15 protein-coding genes are annotated in these 14,543 nt (G+C 43.5%); 3 read left to right on the top strand and 12 right to left on the bottom strand.

The window, feature by feature from the left end; genetic code table 11:
• Positions 1–13: 13 nt before the first annotated feature.
• The 9 genes from D8793_RS08295 to D8793_RS08255 all read right to left on the bottom strand — a co-directional run bounded on the left by D8793_RS08295 (position 14) and on the right by D8793_RS08255 (position 8,354).
• Positions 14–1,327, bottom strand: coding sequence for an RsmF rRNA methyltransferase first C-terminal domain-containing protein (locus tag D8793_RS08295; RefSeq protein ID WP_125371429.1), 1,314 nt, complete (start codon positions 1,325–1,327; stop codon positions 14–16).
• Position 1,328: 1 nt separating this feature from the next.
• A complete protein-coding gene (locus D8793_RS08290) occupies positions 1,329–2,099 on the bottom strand; it encodes an inositol monophosphatase family protein (protein ID WP_125371428.1) in 771 nt (256 codons plus the stop codon).
• Positions 2,089–2,367, bottom strand: a complete 279-nt coding sequence (locus D8793_RS08285; RefSeq protein ID WP_125371427.1) for a UPF0223 family protein — start codon at positions 2,365–2,367, stop codon at positions 2,089–2,091. Before D8793_RS08285 ends, D8793_RS08290 begins: the two co-directional genes overlap by 11 nt.
• Positions 2,368–2,370: 3 nt before the next feature.
• Positions 2,371–2,769 (bottom strand): Spx/MgsR family RNA polymerase-binding regulatory protein, encoded by a 399-nt coding sequence (locus tag D8793_RS08280; RefSeq protein ID WP_015604875.1) that lies wholly within the window; start codon positions 2,767–2,769, stop codon positions 2,371–2,373.
• Positions 2,770–2,888: 119 nt separating this feature from the next.
• Positions 2,889–3,812, bottom strand: a complete 924-nt coding sequence (locus tag D8793_RS08275) for a bifunctional riboflavin kinase/FAD synthetase (protein WP_312023600.1) — start codon at positions 3,810–3,812, stop codon at positions 2,889–2,891.
• 133 nt (positions 3,813–3,945) lie between these two features.
• Complete coding sequence (galE, locus tag D8793_RS08270; RefSeq protein WP_061909092.1) at positions 3,946–4,947, bottom strand: UDP-glucose 4-epimerase GalE; 1,002 nt, start codon at positions 4,945–4,947, stop codon at positions 3,946–3,948.
• Positions 4,948–5,023: 76 nt separating this feature from the next.
• Entirely contained in the window at positions 5,024–6,508 is a 1,485-nt protein-coding gene (galT, locus tag D8793_RS08265; protein ID WP_125371425.1) for a UDP-glucose--hexose-1-phosphate uridylyltransferase, read from the bottom strand.
• On the bottom strand, positions 6,505–7,164 hold the full coding sequence (locus tag D8793_RS08260; protein WP_125371424.1) for an HAD family hydrolase: 660 nt from the start codon (positions 7,162–7,164) through the stop codon (positions 6,505–6,507). The genes galT and D8793_RS08260 overlap by 4 nt, the downstream gene beginning before the upstream one ends.
• Positions 7,165–7,175: 11 nt before the next feature.
• On the bottom strand, positions 7,176–8,354 hold the full coding sequence (locus tag D8793_RS08255) for a galactokinase (protein ID WP_125371423.1): 1,179 nt from the start codon (positions 8,352–8,354) through the stop codon (positions 7,176–7,178).
• Between the two features lie 197 nt (positions 8,355–8,551).
• Between D8793_RS08255 and D8793_RS08250 the strand changes: the two genes are divergently transcribed.
• Both D8793_RS08250 and birA read left to right on the top strand, forming a co-directional pair.
• Positions 8,552–9,553, top strand: coding sequence for a LacI family DNA-binding transcriptional regulator (locus D8793_RS08250; RefSeq protein WP_125371422.1), 1,002 nt, complete (start codon positions 8,552–8,554; stop codon positions 9,551–9,553).
• A 14-nt stretch (positions 9,554–9,567) separates the two neighbouring features.
• Entirely contained in the window at positions 9,568–10,503 is a 936-nt protein-coding gene (birA, locus tag D8793_RS08245) for a bifunctional biotin--[acetyl-CoA-carboxylase] ligase/biotin operon repressor BirA (RefSeq protein WP_125371421.1), read from the top strand.
• A gap of 82 nt (positions 10,504–10,585) precedes the next feature.
• Here the strand turns inward: birA and D8793_RS08240 are convergent, their stop codons facing one another.
• From D8793_RS08240 to dnaG, 3 genes are all read right to left on the bottom strand, one after another.
• Positions 10,586–10,924 (bottom strand): metal-sulfur cluster assembly factor, encoded by a 339-nt coding sequence (locus D8793_RS08240; RefSeq protein WP_125371420.1) that lies wholly within the window; start codon positions 10,922–10,924, stop codon positions 10,586–10,588.
• A 126-nt stretch (positions 10,925–11,050) separates the two neighbouring features.
• Positions 11,051–12,163 carry an RNA polymerase sigma factor RpoD gene (gene rpoD, locus D8793_RS08235; protein ID WP_002895944.1) on the bottom strand — a complete coding sequence of 371 codons (1,113 nt, stop codon included), beginning with the start codon at positions 12,161–12,163 and terminating at the stop codon, positions 11,051–11,053.
• Between the two features lie 2 nt (positions 12,164–12,165).
• Positions 12,166–13,968: a DNA primase gene (dnaG, locus tag D8793_RS08230; RefSeq protein WP_312023598.1), complete on the bottom strand. Its 1,803-nt coding sequence runs from the start codon at positions 13,966–13,968 to the stop codon at positions 12,166–12,168.
• Between the two features lie 137 nt (positions 13,969–14,105).
• Between dnaG and mscL the strand changes: the two genes are divergently transcribed.
• Positions 14,106–14,492, top strand: a complete 387-nt coding sequence (mscL, locus tag D8793_RS08225) for a large conductance mechanosensitive channel protein MscL (protein ID WP_125371418.1) — start codon at positions 14,106–14,108, stop codon at positions 14,490–14,492.
• Positions 14,493–14,543 lie beyond the last annotated feature (51 nt).

Below are 14,543 nucleotides of genomic sequence, written 5' to 3'. Positions count from 1 at the left end.
AAGAGGGCTTTGCCTAGTCTTTTGAACGAAAGCGAAGCCCCTTTGGGAAATAATTTTTCAAGGTATTTCCAGTAATTTTTGCAAAACCCAAACCGTTTCCTTGGGCAAGCACTTGATACCAGCCATTTAGATAGTTTTGTGAGAGTTGAACCGTCTCGCCTGCTACATATTTGCTAAAAGCCATATCCTCAATCTCAAGGACTGAGACAACTTCACTAGGCCTCAAAGCTAGGCCTAAGGCGAAGCTTGGTTCAAAACGATTTTTCTTAAATTCTCCTAGATGCAGGCCATTGCGAGCAATTTTTAGCTTGGACATGTCTGGCAGTCCAGCTGGCAGCAGATAAAGATTGTCACCAAAAGTCTCTAAATGTCCCTCTAGTTCAATGTTTAGATACTTTTTCTGGAAATCTTGCCAAAGTTTTCTTTGCTCAGCTGTCAATTTATTTTTGGCTGCCTTGATTTTTTTAGCAGATTGACTGCCTGTAAAACGAAATTTGGCTACAAATTGCCCTTCACCTTTGAAATGGTGAGGATACATACGAGCTGTTTCTGGGAAATCAATCCCCGCCACCATACCATTGATCTTGGGTATTTCAAGCAATTCCAAAGGAAAATTCTCTAAAAGCCAAGCGACCATTTCTTCATTTTCTTCTGGCGCCCAAGTGCAAGTTGAATAAACCAGCTGCCCGCCTGTCGCCAACATCTTGACAGCGTCCTCTAAAATTTCTCGTTGCAAACGCGCACACTGGGCAGGATATTCCGGACTCCAATATTGGGTAGCATCTGGCTGCTTGCGAAACATTCCTTCGCCAGAGCAAGGAGCATCCAGAACAATGAGATCAAAATAGCCCTGAAAGACCTTAGCCAATCGATCCGCAGATTCATTGGTGACAAGGACATTTCGCGCTCCAAAACGCTCTATATTTTCTACCAAAATTTTACTGCGTTTGGCATTGATTTCGTTAGAAACTAGCACACCTGTATTATCTAAATAAGAGAGTAAATGGGTAGACTTTCCGCCTGGTGCGGCAGCTAAATCCAGAACTTTCATGCCCTTTTGCGGTGCTGCAACCTGAGCGACCATTTGCGCAGCTGGCTCCTGAGAATAAACTAGGCCCGTGACATGTTCTACCGACTTCCCAGACACTTTTCCATAATGTCCCCAATCTGTATTTGGAATTGCATCTGTAAAATCTTTCTGCTTTTCTTTTAAAGGATTGCTGCGAAAGGCTGAAATCGGATCTTGATCAAAAGTCGCAAAAAAGACCTCTGCTTCCTGACCCAAAAGCTCCTCATACTTTTCCTTAAAACCTACTGGAAAGTCCATACTAGCCTTTTCCCTTTCGTAAATACTCTTGTAACTCGTCTAATTTACACTTTGGTGCAATCATAATCGGCTCCTGAGTCTGAAAATTCGGCTGATTGCCATCTAGAGTCTGAACGACAAACCCCAGTTTGTCAGCCATCACATAGGCCGCCGCATAGTCCCAAGGCCAATTATAAGAGAAATAGGCAACTAAACCACCAGCCAAGGTCTTAGCAAAACTAATCCCAGCACTGCCATAGACACGCACTCCCAAGCAATCACGAGCCAAGTCAGCTAGTCCCCAGTGATTATGCTCCAGCATACTAGCATTTGAAGCCATAAGATATTGCTGCAGGGGCTTGTCGATAAAAGCAGACAACTTTCTGTCATTGCAGTACACATCAAAAGTCCCGCCTCCGTGAAAAAGCTGGTCCCTTGTCACATCGTAAATCAAGCCGAACTTGCCCTGCCCATTTTCAAAATACGCCAACATAATAGCAAAATCAGCCCGCTGGGTAATGAAATTATTGGTACCATCAATGGGATCAATCACCCAGACATTACCATCCGCGATGTCGTGTCGCAGGTCATTTTCCTCAGCCAAAATCGCGTCGTTCGGATACTGAGCTAAAATTTTCCCAACCAAATCATCTTGTATGAAGCGGTCCATTTGAGTCACCAAGTCAGTCGGGCTGCTCTTTTGTACGACATCCAAATCATCATAGAGATGGTCTCTTAAAAAAGCACCTGCCTGATAAACTATTTCTTTCGCAAAATGAAATTTATTTTCCAAGAGAAATCATTCCTTTCCCTTTCCTTTTTGCCTCCTGAACAGCGCGATAAAGAGAATAGCCACTAACCGTCTCAAACTCACGGCCTAGTCGCTTCTCTTCTCCCTTGCTGGGAACAACTTTCTTGAAGACTGCATAGGACTGGAGCAGTTTCTCCGCTTGAATCTTCTGTTCATAGGCTTGCTCTACATCATTAAAAAAAGAAAGCACTGAAGCAAGCTCTTCAGTGCTCCACGATAAGTCTAGTGGGTAACTATAATTTTTTTTCATATTTTAAATATCAGCACGCATAGTTGCGGCTCTAAGTTCTTCTTTCCGATAACCTCTAGGCAAGAAAGCACGAATTTCGTCTTCATTGAAGCCGATTTGCATTCGTTTACCATCGAGGATAATTGGGCGACGCAAAAGACTAGGATTTTCCTCAATCAGCTTAATGAGCGTTGAAATCGATAAATCCTCTACGTCTAAATCTAGTTTTTGAAAAATTTTTGAGCGGGTTGAGATGATGTCATCAGTGCCATTTTCTGTCAGTGAAAGAATGTGTTGCAATTCTGGAGCAGACAGAGGGCTCGTCATGATATTATGCTCCGTAAATGGAACTTCATGACTAATCAACCAAGCACGCGCCTTGCGACAGGAAGTGCAGCTAGGCGATAAAAATAATGTAATCATGCTGTTCTCTTCTTATTTTTATATAGTAACTAACTCTATTATACTAAATTTTATCTCTCTTGACTAGATATTTTTAAGAATCGGCTTGAAATACTAAGAAAAATATCAAAAACCGACATTTATTCCGAACATTCCCAATTTCTTGCCACTTCTTCATCACTCTTTAATTGAGCAACCAGTTCTTCAATACCATCAAATTTGACCATATCACGAATCTTATCCAGCCAGATAATTCGAATCGTATCGCCATAGATTTCCTCCGCAAAGTCAAATAGATTGGCCTCAAACCGAAGTTCATCTCCTTCAAAGGTCACATTTTTGCCAACGCTAGCCATGCCACGAAAAATCTTGCCATTGTGTTCAACATCTACCACATAGACACCATCTGCTGGCAAAATCACGCGATCCAATGGTGCTAGATTGGCCGTTGGATAGCCAATGGTGCGCCCTCTAGCATTGCCATGAACCACAATGCCCCGAGTAGAGAGAGGATAGCCTAATAGCTGATGCGCCTTGGCAACATCACCATTTTGAATGGTCTCTCTAATCCGAGTAGAAGAGATTTTTTCCTCATCTTGATTGACTGATGAGACGATGACAATCTGACCATCAAAATAGTCTGCAAGCTCCTCTGCCCTTCTCTTATCAGAACCAAAGTGATAGTCAAATCCCGCTACAACTGCCTTTGCTTTAAGCGCAGCAACGTACTTATCAAAAAATTCTTGAGCAGTATTTTTAGAAAAATGGCTAGTAAAGTCAATCAAGTAAAGGTAGTCCACACCCAAATTTTCTAAGTGAGCAGCTCGTTCCTCTGGATGATTCAAATGCAACATCAACTCTGGCTGATAGCGGACAAAAGCTAATTTTGGTGACTCAGGAAAGGTCAGTACGGCAATCTTCAGTCCTTGCTCAGCTGCAATTTTCCTTGCTTCCTTAAAAAGTGTCTGATGCCCCTTATGCAGGCCGTCAAAATAGCCCAGAACCAAGACTGTATCTTCTTCCTGATTTATCTCTAATTCATTATTTATTCGTCTTATTTTCATCATTTTTCTATTTTACTATGTATCCGCTTTTTTTACAACAAATTAAATCCCATGAAAAGAACTTCTATCGTTCCAAGAAAACACCTTGCTATCTCTAACAAAGTGTCTCTGTAAATATTTGAAACTACACTGGTTACTGGCGATCATCATAGCCGTTTGGATGACTGGAATGCCATTTCCAAGCAGTTTCGATAATGGTTTCGATATTGTCAAATTTCGGCTGCCAGCCCAGAATATTTCTTGCCTTCTCAGAGGAAGCAATCAGCGTATCTGGATCCCCTGGACGTCGCTCTGCTATTTCCAAAGGAATAGGATGGCCGGTCACCTTGCGGGCGGCTTCTACAATCTGCAAGTTGGAAAAACCAGTCGAAGAGCCAAGGTTAAAGGCATCCGAAGGTTGACCAGCACGCAGATGCTCAACAGCCAAAATATGGGCGTCAGCTAAATCGAAAGGATGGACATAATCGCGAACATTAGTCCCGTCTGGAGTATCGTAATCGTCGCCAAAGACGGCAATCTTCTCACGTTTGCCCTGAGCCACCTGAAGCACGATCGGTAGGAGATGGGTTTCTGGTCCATGGTCCTCGCCAATCGATCCGTCGGGCTTAGCACCGGCCACATTGAAATAACGCAGGGCTACAAACTTGATGCCATAGGCCTGGTCTGCCCAGCGCATAATGGTCTCCATCATAAGCTTGCTCTCACCATAAGGATTGATAGGCTTTTGCGGAGTCGTTTCCAGAATTGGAACTTCCTCAGGAATACCATAAGTCGCCGCTGTCGAAGAAAAGACAATGTTCTTAACACCGCATTCCTGCATGACCTCCAAAAGAGAAACCATGCCGGCTGTGTTATTGTCAAAATACTTGAGCGGGTCCGCCATAGACTCTGCGACCAGTGAAAAGGCAGCAAAGTGAATAACTGCATCGATGGATGGATGTTTGGCAAAAACGCCACGCATAAAGTCCTTGTCCGCCAAATCCCCCTCATAAAAGACTGCCTGAGGATGAACCGCTGCGCGATGACCAGTCACCAAATTATCAACGACGACTACCTCTTCCTTGCCTGCTGCTACCAAACGGTCTACCATGTGCGAGCCGATATAGCCAGCGCCACCTAATACTAAAATTGCCATGTTTCTCTCTTTCTTGTCTTGATTTTTATTTAACTATTTTATCAAAAATAGGGACAAATGAAAACTCTCACTGCAATTATTCCTCTTTCAAACCAACAGATCGTACAAAGCGCATGAAAGCATCCTGCCCTTCCTCTGTTCGCTTGTAAACTCCCGCGTCTTCCAGCACACGGCTGAAAATTTGTCCAACTGAAGCCTGAACTACTCCTTCCACCGTTTCAGCGGAAACATTCGGATGCTGGTTTTTGAGTTGATTGGCCCACTCCTGATGATAGGCAGCGACCTGACAGTCTTCTCCCAGCAAGAAAAGTTCTACCTGCTTGAGTTCTTCCTTGAGCCGAGGCGGCAGAATAGCCAGTCCCATAACCTCAATCAGACCGATATTTTCTTTCTTAATATGCTGCACATCCTTATGAGGGTGATAAATGCCGTCCGGATGTTCTGGGGAAGTTTGATTGTCCCGCAAGACCAAGTCTAGCTCAAAAGATCCATCTTTCCTGCGGGCAATCGGTGTGATGGTATGGTGCGGCTCACCCTCAGACTCTGCCAACACCTGCACACTTGGGTCAGAATAGGTTCGCCAAGCTTGCAAGATCTTGTCAGCCAACTTAATCAACTGTTCCTTCTTCTCAGATTTCATACGAATGACGGACATAGGCCATTTGACAATACCTGCCTCTACCTCTTCAAATCCGCTAAAAGTAAAGCTGCAATCCAGCTCTGCCATTTCCATAGGGAAAGTGTGACGTCCGCCCTGATAGTGGTCGTGGGTCAGGATAGAGCCGCCGACAATAGGCAGGTCGGCGTTTGAGCCAGCAAAATAGCCCGGAAAGGTCTCAACGATGTCCAGTAGGCGCTCAAAAGTCAGACGGCTGATGGCCATAGGAAGGTGCTGGCTGTGCAGAAAGATGCAATGCTCATTAAAGTAGGCATAGGGCGAATACTGGAAGCCCCACTCCTGTCCGACTAAGTCAAAGCGAATAATCCGATGGTTGGCGCGGGCTGGATGGTCCAAGCGACCTTGATATCCTTCATTTTCCATACAGAGCTGACATGCTGGATAATGACTATTCATTGCCTTTTTAGCTGCTGCAATCTCCTTGGGATCCTTTTCCGGCTTAGAGAGATTGATGGTGATTTCCAAATCTCCATATTCAGTCGGTGCTTTGAAAGCAATGTTTTTAGCAATAGCCTTGACCTTGATATAGTCATTTTTTTGACTAAGCTGGTAAAAATCAGCTACAGCTTGCTCGGGATTGGAGGCATAAGTCGTCCAGAAGTCCCAATTGAGCTGGCTAGGGGCAGGGGTAATCAAGTCCATGAGCTCAGCACCAAGGATTTCACGCGCAGTCTGAACATCCTCAATCGTCTCTAATCGAACTGCTTCTTCGACCAGCTGGTCCTTTAGGTCAATCAATTTATCCAGATTAGTCTCAACTTCCAAAACGCCTTCGCCCACTCGAGCCAAAACACGATTGGTCAGGTAGATTCGATCCATTTCCTCAAATGAACTTTCAGAAATGACTTCTGTGATAAATGCATCTATAACTTCCTGACTCATTGATTCTCCTTCTTACATTCTAAATAGTCTCTGACAGCGTCTAAATCCTGAAAAACTTGTTCTGTTTTATTTAAGAAAGACTGTGCTGGTATTTTTAAGTCTGGAATACAAATGACTGGTATCCCAGCTCTATACGCTGCCTCAATCCCTGCTTCACTATCCTCTAGTACTAAGCAATTCTCTGGTAAAACATTCAAATCTCTACAGGCCTTTAAAAATATATCAGGGTAAGGTTTGCTTCTCTTTACATCTTTTGCAAAAACTAGATGGTCAAATAGGGACAGTATACCATTACTATCCAAGATCATTCTCGCTCGAGATTCAACACTTGAAGTTGCTAAGGCGATTGAAATACCTTCTCTTTCCAAAAAAGCAAGCAAATTTTTAGCACCTTTTTTTAAATTTACACCTCTGGCTAATATTCGAGCTTCCAGTTCATAAACTTTTTCCAAGGTTTGGTCAAAGTTCCAAGGTAAATCATAGGTGTCCAAAAATCGTTGAACATTCTCCTCTTCCCTATGTCCACTGTATTCTCTAGAATATGTTTCTTCTGTGAAAGGAATTCCAAAATCTTTAAGCAATTCTTGATAAACTTTTAGAGAAATGATCTCAGTATCAGCTAATAAGCCATCTAAATCAAATATTACAGCGTCCATTTACTTCTCTCCTAGTCTAAAACGCGAGTGCCACCTGCAACTTCAGCGATATAGAAGCTTGGAGCGTATCCAACGACTTCCTCGTAGTGCTTGCCAACAGCTTGCTTAAAGGCCTCAACAGCATCTTTTCGCACCAAGGAAATGGCACAGCCACCAAAACCTGCCCCTGTCATACGAGCACCAAGAACACCTTCCTGAGCCCAAGCAGTATGAACGAGGGTATCCAATTCCAAACCAGTCACTTCATAGTCATGTTCTAAAGAAACATGAGACGCATTCATGAGACGGCCAAACTTGTCAAGATCACCTGCCTGCAAAGCTGCCTGCGCTTGCAAAGTCCGTTGATTTTCTAAAACGGCATGGCGAGCCCGTTTGAGGCGATTTTCGTCCTCTATCAGATAGCTATACTCATCAAAGGACCACTCGTCCAACTCACCCAAGGTAGCGATAGACAGCTTACGGTTAAGTTCTTCAACAGCTTTTTCGCACTCCGACCGACGCTCATTGTACTTAGAGTCCGCCAACTCACGTCGCTTATTGGTATTCATAATCACTACAACATTGTCCTGGAGATCAAGCGGCACCAAATCATACTCAAGAGTATTGGTGTCAAGGTAAATAGCCCGCTGGTCAGCTCCCATCCCGATAGCAAACTGGTCCATGATGCCAGAATTAACCCCGATAAATTCATTTTCAGTTAATTTACCGATTTTCACTAGGTCCAAACGTTCCAAGTTCAAATCAAAAAGTTTCTCAGCAATGATACCCGTTAAGAGCTCTAATGACGCAGATGACGACAAGCCAGCCCCATTGGGAATATTTCCATAAACATAGACATCCATGCCTCGGTCAATCGTATGGCCAGCCTCTTGCAGAAAATGTAGAACTCCTTTTGGATAGTTGGTCCAGTTGTGTTCTGTTTCAAAACGAAGGTTTTCCAATGGCACTTCAATGATGCCTTTTTCTTCAAAATTTCCCGAGAAGAATCGCAAGAGCTGGTCGTCCCGCTTGCGAGCCGCCCCATAAGTTCCTAGAGAAATGGCTGCAGGAAAGACATGGCCGCCGTTGTAGTCGGTATGCTCACCAATCAGATTAATCCGACCGGGTGAAAAGAAAGTGTGATCCGCTTCTACTCCAAAAACTTTGGCAAAATCTGCGCGGACTTGCTCCGCTGAAATTAGGTTTGACATAAGCTAAACTCCTTTAAAATGAATGATCGACATTGTAATCGTTTTCTTATATTTATTATAACTGTTTCCGAGTAAAACTTCAATAAATTTAGTAAAATTTTACTTAATAAAAAATTGGGTAATATTTACTAAATTCCTCTTTGTTATTTACTTGTTTTTGAGGTATAATAGCCCATATAAGACAATAGGAGAAAAAAATGGCTACGATTAAGGATATTGCCCAGGCTGCTGGGGTCTCTCCCGCTACGGTCTCTCGCGTACTCAACTACGACCCAGCCATGTCAGTCAGTGATGGCACTCGTAAAAAGATTTTTGACATCGCTGAGCAGCTGAACTATAAAAAATCAAGAAAAACTAAGCCAAGCAAGACTCAGGCCTACCGTATTGGGCTCATTGAATGGTACACTGAGCAGGAAGAGCTCGATGACCTTTACTACTACTCCATTCGTTTGGGCATTGAAAAAAAAGCTCAAGAATTGGGCTATGAGATTCTCAGAGTGTTTCAAAATGATTCTCTTGAGCAACTGAAAGATATTGATGGCTTAATTGCCATCGGCAAATTCAGCCCAGTTCAAATTCAGCAGCTGGAGCAGTACAACAACCACTTAGTTTTTGTCGACAGTGATACGCTTAATGCAGGCTACAGCTGTGTAACGGTTGATTTTGAGAATGCTGTAAGGAAGGTACTTGAGCACTTCATGAACGCTGGTTTTGACCAGATTGGCATGATTGCTGGGCGAGAAAGAACCTCTGACCAGACTAGCCTCATCAGCGACCCTCGTTTGGCAAGCTTTCAGCAGTATCTGTCTGAAAAAGAAATTTATCAACCTGACTTGGTTAAGGTAGGCAGCTTTTCTTCGGAATCAGGCTATCAGATGATGACAGAGCTCCTTAGCGAGCACGAGAACCAGCTCCCGCCCGCCTTCTTCATCTCTAGCGATGCTTTGACTATCGGTGCCTTGCGGGCTCTGCAAGAACACGGAATCCAAGTTCCCCAAGATGTCAGCATTATTTCATTTAATGATACGTCTATTGCTAAGTACATCTATCCCAGTCTCAGTACGGTCACCGTTTTTACAGAAGAAATGGGCAAGCAGGCTCTGCACATTCTGAATCAAATTTTAACATCCGAAGAGGACTCCATTCCCTATATGGTCAAACTTTCTACCAAGCTGACCATTCGAGAAAGCAGTATTTAACAGAGAAAGAACGAATGAAAACCTACGAACAATTATTTACCATTCTCAGCCAAGCTGATGATTATGTAAACGGAGAAAGTCTGGCTCAGACACTGGGCATTTCCAGGACCTCCATTTGGAAGGCCATTCAGCGCTTGGAAAGAGAAGGAATCCAGATTGATTCCGTTAAAAACCGGGGCTATAAGCTCAAAGCAGGGGATTTACTAATCCCAGAAATCATTGAAAAAGAGGCACCTATCAAAGTTTCCTTCAACCCCAACTGTCAATCTACTCAGATAGATGCCAAAGCAGGTCTAGAAGCAGGTGGCGAAGCAAATACCCTCTATCTAGCTGCTGCTCAATCCGCTGGGCGCGGTCGCTTCGGACGAGACTTTTTCTCTCCAAAACAAGGTGGCTTTTATATGTCCCTTCATCTCAAGCCCAACCTATCTTTTGATCAAATCCCTGCCTATACTCTCCTGACAGCCGGAGCCATCTATCAAGCTGTAAAAAATCTAACCCTCATAGACATAGATATCAAGTGGGTCAACGATATTTACTACAAGGATAAAAAAATCGCAGGCATTTTAACCGAGGCCATTACCTCCGTCGAGACAGGCTTAGTCACAGATATTATTATCGGGGTCGGGTTTAATTTTTGCGTTAATGATTTTCCAGAAGAATTGCAAGCTAAGGCTGGATCACTCTTTACAGAGCGAGCTCCTATCAGCAGAAATGCGCTAATTGCTGAAATCTGGAGATGTTTCTACGAAAGCGATCCCCAAGACCTGTTCTATCTTTATAAAAAGCACTCCCTAGTCCTCGGTCGCCAAGTGAGCTTCCAGCAAAACAATCAAACCTATAAGGGAATTGCTAGCGATATCTCGGACAGTGGCCAACTTCTAGTCCAGTTAGAGAACGGCCAAAATATCTGGCTCAACAGCGGGGAAATTTCACTAACTAGCTGGTAGTTTGTATAAAATTACATTCAAAAAGCACTTGATTTTCATTTCAAGTGCTTTTCTGTATAGTCTATCTTCCAGTGTGATGTCGCTATTTAATCCCCAATGCAATCCGAGCATAACGGCTCATCTTTTCCACTGTCCAAGCGGGGTACCAAACCAACTTAACATCAGTCTTGGTAACCTCTGGAACATCTGACATGGCATCATAAATCTGGTCAGTCAGAAGATCCGCCAGAGGGCATCCCATAGTGGTCAAGGTCATATCGATTTCCGTTTCCCCATTGGTCTCGTCAAAACGGATTTCATAAATCAAGCCGAGATTGACAATATCAATCCCCAGCTCTGGGTCAATGACCTGCTCCAAGCTCTCCAAAATACGCGTTTTAATCTTTTCAACTTCTTCGGGGCTGTATTTTTTTTCTGACATGCAATATCCTCCTTATAGATATGGCAGAAATTTCAAGTTAGCTCGAGGGGGCCTTTGTTTTCAGCTAGGATTGCCGACTTGACACTTCCTACTGAAAGATTCCTGCCCCTTCTTGCTCTTCAGTTCTTAATCTTCAATAAAGTCTCTGAGTGGTTTGCTGCGGCTTGGGTGGCGAAGTTTACGTAGGGCCTTGGCTTCAATCTGGCGAATCCGCTCACGAGTTACATTGAAGACCTTGCCGACATCTTCCAGAGTCCGCATCTTTCCATCATCTAGACCAAAGCGCAAACGCAAGACGTTTTCCTCACGATCTGTCAAAGTATCCAAAACCTCATCCAACTGCTCACGAAGAACGACACGAGTTGTGTAATCGACTGGATTTTCAATCACTTCGTCCTCGATAAAGTCTCCCAGATGGCTGTCATCTTCCTCACCGATAGGTGTTTCCAAGGAAACCGGCTCCTGAGCAATCTTGAGAATCTCACGAACCTTATCTGGTGTCATATCCATGCGCTCAGCAATTTGCTCTGGTGTTGGGTCTTGACCTAATTCCTGCAAGAGATTACGTTGCTCACGGACCAGCTTGTTAATGGTTTCCACCATGTGAACTGGGATTCGGATTGTTCTAGCTTGGTCAGCAATCGCACGGGTAATGGCCTGACGAATCCACCAAGTCGCATAAGTTGAAAACTTAAATCCTTTGGTGTAGTCAAACTTATCAACAGCCTTCATCAGCCCCATATTTCCTTCTTGAATCAAATCAAGGAACTGCATGCCACGGCCGACATAGCGCTTGGCAATGGAAACAACCAGACGAAGGTTGGCCTCAGCCAGGCGCTGCTTGGCTTCTAAGTCACCCTGTTCTACCAAGATAGCCAGTTCCTGTTCTTCTTCATTGCTAAGAAGCGGCACAACCCCGATTTCTTTCAGATACATGCGGACTGGGTCATTGACCTTGGCTGAATTGCTACCTAGGAGCTCTTCATCCGTCAGCTCCGCTTCTTCCTCTTCAGTATTCAAGACACGCGCGCTCGGATTTCCTTCCTTATCCGTGATAGAAATGCCCGCATCCTGAATGCGTTGCAGCAAATCCTCAATCCCATCAGCGTCCAAAGTGAAAGGAATGACCAGCTGGTCATTGATTTCATCGTCTGTCGCTACACCTGTCTGCTTGTGATTACGGATGAATTCTGCAATTTGAACGTCTAATGTTGTTACTTCTTTTTGTTTTGTAGCCATACCTACTCCATTCTTCTTTTTTGTGCGATTAAGCGCTCCACTTCTAATATAGCGGCATTCTCATCTCCAGTATGCAAAGCTTCTCGAATCTTTTTGCTAATCAGCTGATTATTCTTACGAAGCAATTCGCGTTCCCTAGTCAGTTCTACTTCTGCTAACTCTCCGTCTTCCATCTCCTCTGGCAAATCTTCCTCCAACATCCGATACCAAAGTTGCTGGACTCTTTCCGGTAAGCTGGATAAATCCTGCGAGGTCACTTCACCATTGGCCAGTAAAAGCTCGTATAGCTCCTGCAGTTCCGCCGTATCAAAGGCAAAATCTGTGCGAAGCCGATAGCTATTTAAAACCAGCGGATTGTGTACCATACGATAGAGGATATGGATTTCTGCCTTTATCAACCGTGATAGCTGTTTAGACAGTGGAAGATCTACCAGTACAGGTCTTCTTAGAGATTCCGACTGCTGTCCGCTTCGACTACTTCGCTCAGCCAAACGACTATTGTTAACCGTATTCTCTACCTGCTGATAATCAAAATCAGGCAGCAACTCAGCCAACATATAAATATAGGAATTCTGAGCTGTAATAGATTGCGTCTGAGCAATAATAGGCGCCATTCGCTCCACGAATTCAATCTGAGCCTGCAAATTTTCAATATTATCCGGTTTGAGATAGCGTAAAAGGAACTCTACATCACTAATTCGCGTTTTAGTCAGAAATTGTTTCAATTCCTCGGCAGAATTTTTAGCAATAAATTCATCTGGATCCATATTGTCAGGAAAGGACACAATCTCTACCGACATATCCCGTAGCTCTTCTAAAGCCTTGGCTGTCGCAGCCTGACCAGCCCTGTCTCCATCATAAGTCAGAATAATTTTCTTGCAATACTTACGCAAATGCTGAACGTGCTCAGGTGTCAGAGCTGTTCCCATCGACGCGACTGCATTTTCAACTCCAGCCCGATAAGCCGCAATCACGTCCATAAAGCCTTCCATTAGATAGACTTCGTGGCTCTTCTTGATCACCGGCTTGGCCTTATCCAGATGATAAAGCTCATAGCTTTTATTAAAAATAGGGGTGCTGCGACTATTCTTATACTTGGCAGTCTGTGAACCAGCCTCCGAATCTTGCCAGATTCGACCAGAAAAGGCGACAACCTGACCCTTGTCATTGGTCAAAGGAAACATAATCCGGTTCTGAAAAGCATCATAGACCAGATTATTCTCTGCCAGATTAAAAAGACCCGAGTTCATGATAGTAGACTCATCAAACTTACCAGCCAAACTCTTATGAAGATAGTTGCCTTCATTAGGAGCCAGCCCTATTTGAAAATGCTTAATAACTTCATCCGTCAGCCCACGATTGTAGAGATAAGCGCGCGCTTCTTCTCCTATCTTGGTCGTCATCAGAACTGCATGGTAAAACTTCGCTGCTTCTGTATGAATATCATAGAGCGCCTGATACGGATGAGACTGTCTCGGTCGATCAGCGCTAGCTCTCTCCATCCCTAAGGAAATGCCCGCTCTGTCTGCGACAATCTGCACAGCATCCATAAAGGATACGCCTCGATAATCCTCAATAAACTTGAAAACATCCCCCGACTTGCCACAGCCAAAACAGTGATAAAACTGCTTGTCCTCTACAACGTTGAAGGAAGGCGTCTTTTCGCCATGAAAGGGACAAAGTCCCAGAAAGTTTCTGCCAGCCTTGGTCAAGGCTACTGTTTCTCCTATGACATCGACGATATTGACACTATTTTTTATTTCAGAAATCATTTCTTTATCCAATAGACAATACCTCCAATTCATCACAGAATATCACTCTATATTTTATAATAATTTGACGCAAATGTAAAACATTTGATAGGCAAATAACTTGAAATAATTGCTTCTTTAAGCTATAATATAATCTCAAATATTAAATTATTTTTTGAAAGGAAAAGAAAATGTTAAAGGATCTTAAAGAATTTTTGCTACGCGGTAACGTGATTGACTTGGCAGTCGGGGTGATCATTGCGAATGCTTTCGGAGCAATCGTCAACTCATTGATTACTGACGTTATCACTCCCCTCTTCCTCAACCCAATTTTGAAAGCTGCAAACTTGAAGCAAATCGCTGAATTGAAATGGAACGGAATTGCTTATGGTAATTTCTTGAGCGCCGTGATTAACTTCTTAGTAATCGGTACTGTTCTCTTCTTCATCGTTAAGGCTGCGGAAAAAGCACAAAATCTTACTAAGAAAAACGAAGAAGCTGCTGAAGAAGCACCAGCTGGACCAACAGAACTTGAAGTTCTGCAAGAAATCAAGAGCTTGCTTGAAAAACAAAACTAATATCCAAACAGCACTGAAAAAATCAGTGCTGTTTTTATTATATACTTCCCA

It is taken from the genome of Streptococcus cristatus (assembly GCF_003943465.1).
Classification (GTDB): Bacteria; Bacillota; Bacilli; order Lactobacillales; family Streptococcaceae; genus Streptococcus; species Streptococcus cristatus_C.
The sequence above is the reverse complement of the archived record's forward strand: the minus strand, read 5'-3'. Positions and strand labels throughout refer to the sequence as shown.

Coding starts and splice junctions, on each gene's coding strand:
- D8793_RS08295 (WP_125371429.1), bottom strand. CDS start 1,327: ATGGACTTTCCAGTAGGTTTTAAGGAAAAGTATGAGGAGCTTTTGGGT.
- D8793_RS08285 (WP_125371427.1), bottom strand. CDS start 2,367: ATGAAAAAAAATTATAGTTACCCACTAGACTTATCGTGGAGCACTGAA.
- D8793_RS08280 (WP_015604875.1), bottom strand. CDS start 2,769: ATGATTACATTATTTTTATCGCCTAGCTGCACTTCCTGTCGCAAGGCG.
- D8793_RS08275 (WP_312023600.1), bottom strand. CDS start 3,812: ATGAAAATAAGACGAATAAATAATGAATTAGAGATAAATCAGGAAGAA.
- galE (WP_061909092.1), bottom strand. CDS start 4,947: ATGGCAATTTTAGTATTAGGTGGCGCTGGCTATATCGGCTCGCACATG.
- galT (WP_125371425.1), bottom strand. CDS start 6,508: ATGAGTCAGGAAGTTATAGATGCATTTATCACAGAAGTCATTTCTGAA.
- D8793_RS08260 (WP_125371424.1), bottom strand. CDS start 7,164: ATGGACGCTGTAATATTTGATTTAGATGGCTTATTAGCTGATACTGAG.
- D8793_RS08255 (WP_125371423.1), bottom strand. CDS start 8,354: ATGTCAAACCTAATTTCAGCGGAGCAAGTCCGCGCAGATTTTGCCAAA.
- D8793_RS08250 (WP_125371422.1), top strand. CDS start 8,552: ATGGCTACGATTAAGGATATTGCCCAGGCTGCTGGGGTCTCTCCCGCT.
- birA (WP_125371421.1), top strand. CDS start 9,568: ATGAAAACCTACGAACAATTATTTACCATTCTCAGCCAAGCTGATGAT.
- D8793_RS08240 (WP_125371420.1), bottom strand. CDS start 10,924: ATGTCAGAAAAAAAATACAGCCCCGAAGAAGTTGAAAAGATTAAAACG.
- rpoD (WP_002895944.1), bottom strand. CDS start 12,163: ATGGCTACAAAACAAAAAGAAGTAACAACATTAGACGTTCAAATTGCA.
- dnaG (WP_312023598.1), bottom strand. CDS start 13,968: ATGAATTGGAGGTATTGTCTATTGGATAAAGAAATGATTTCTGAAATA.
- mscL (WP_125371418.1), top strand. CDS start 14,106: ATGTTAAAGGATCTTAAAGAATTTTTGCTACGCGGTAACGTGATTGAC.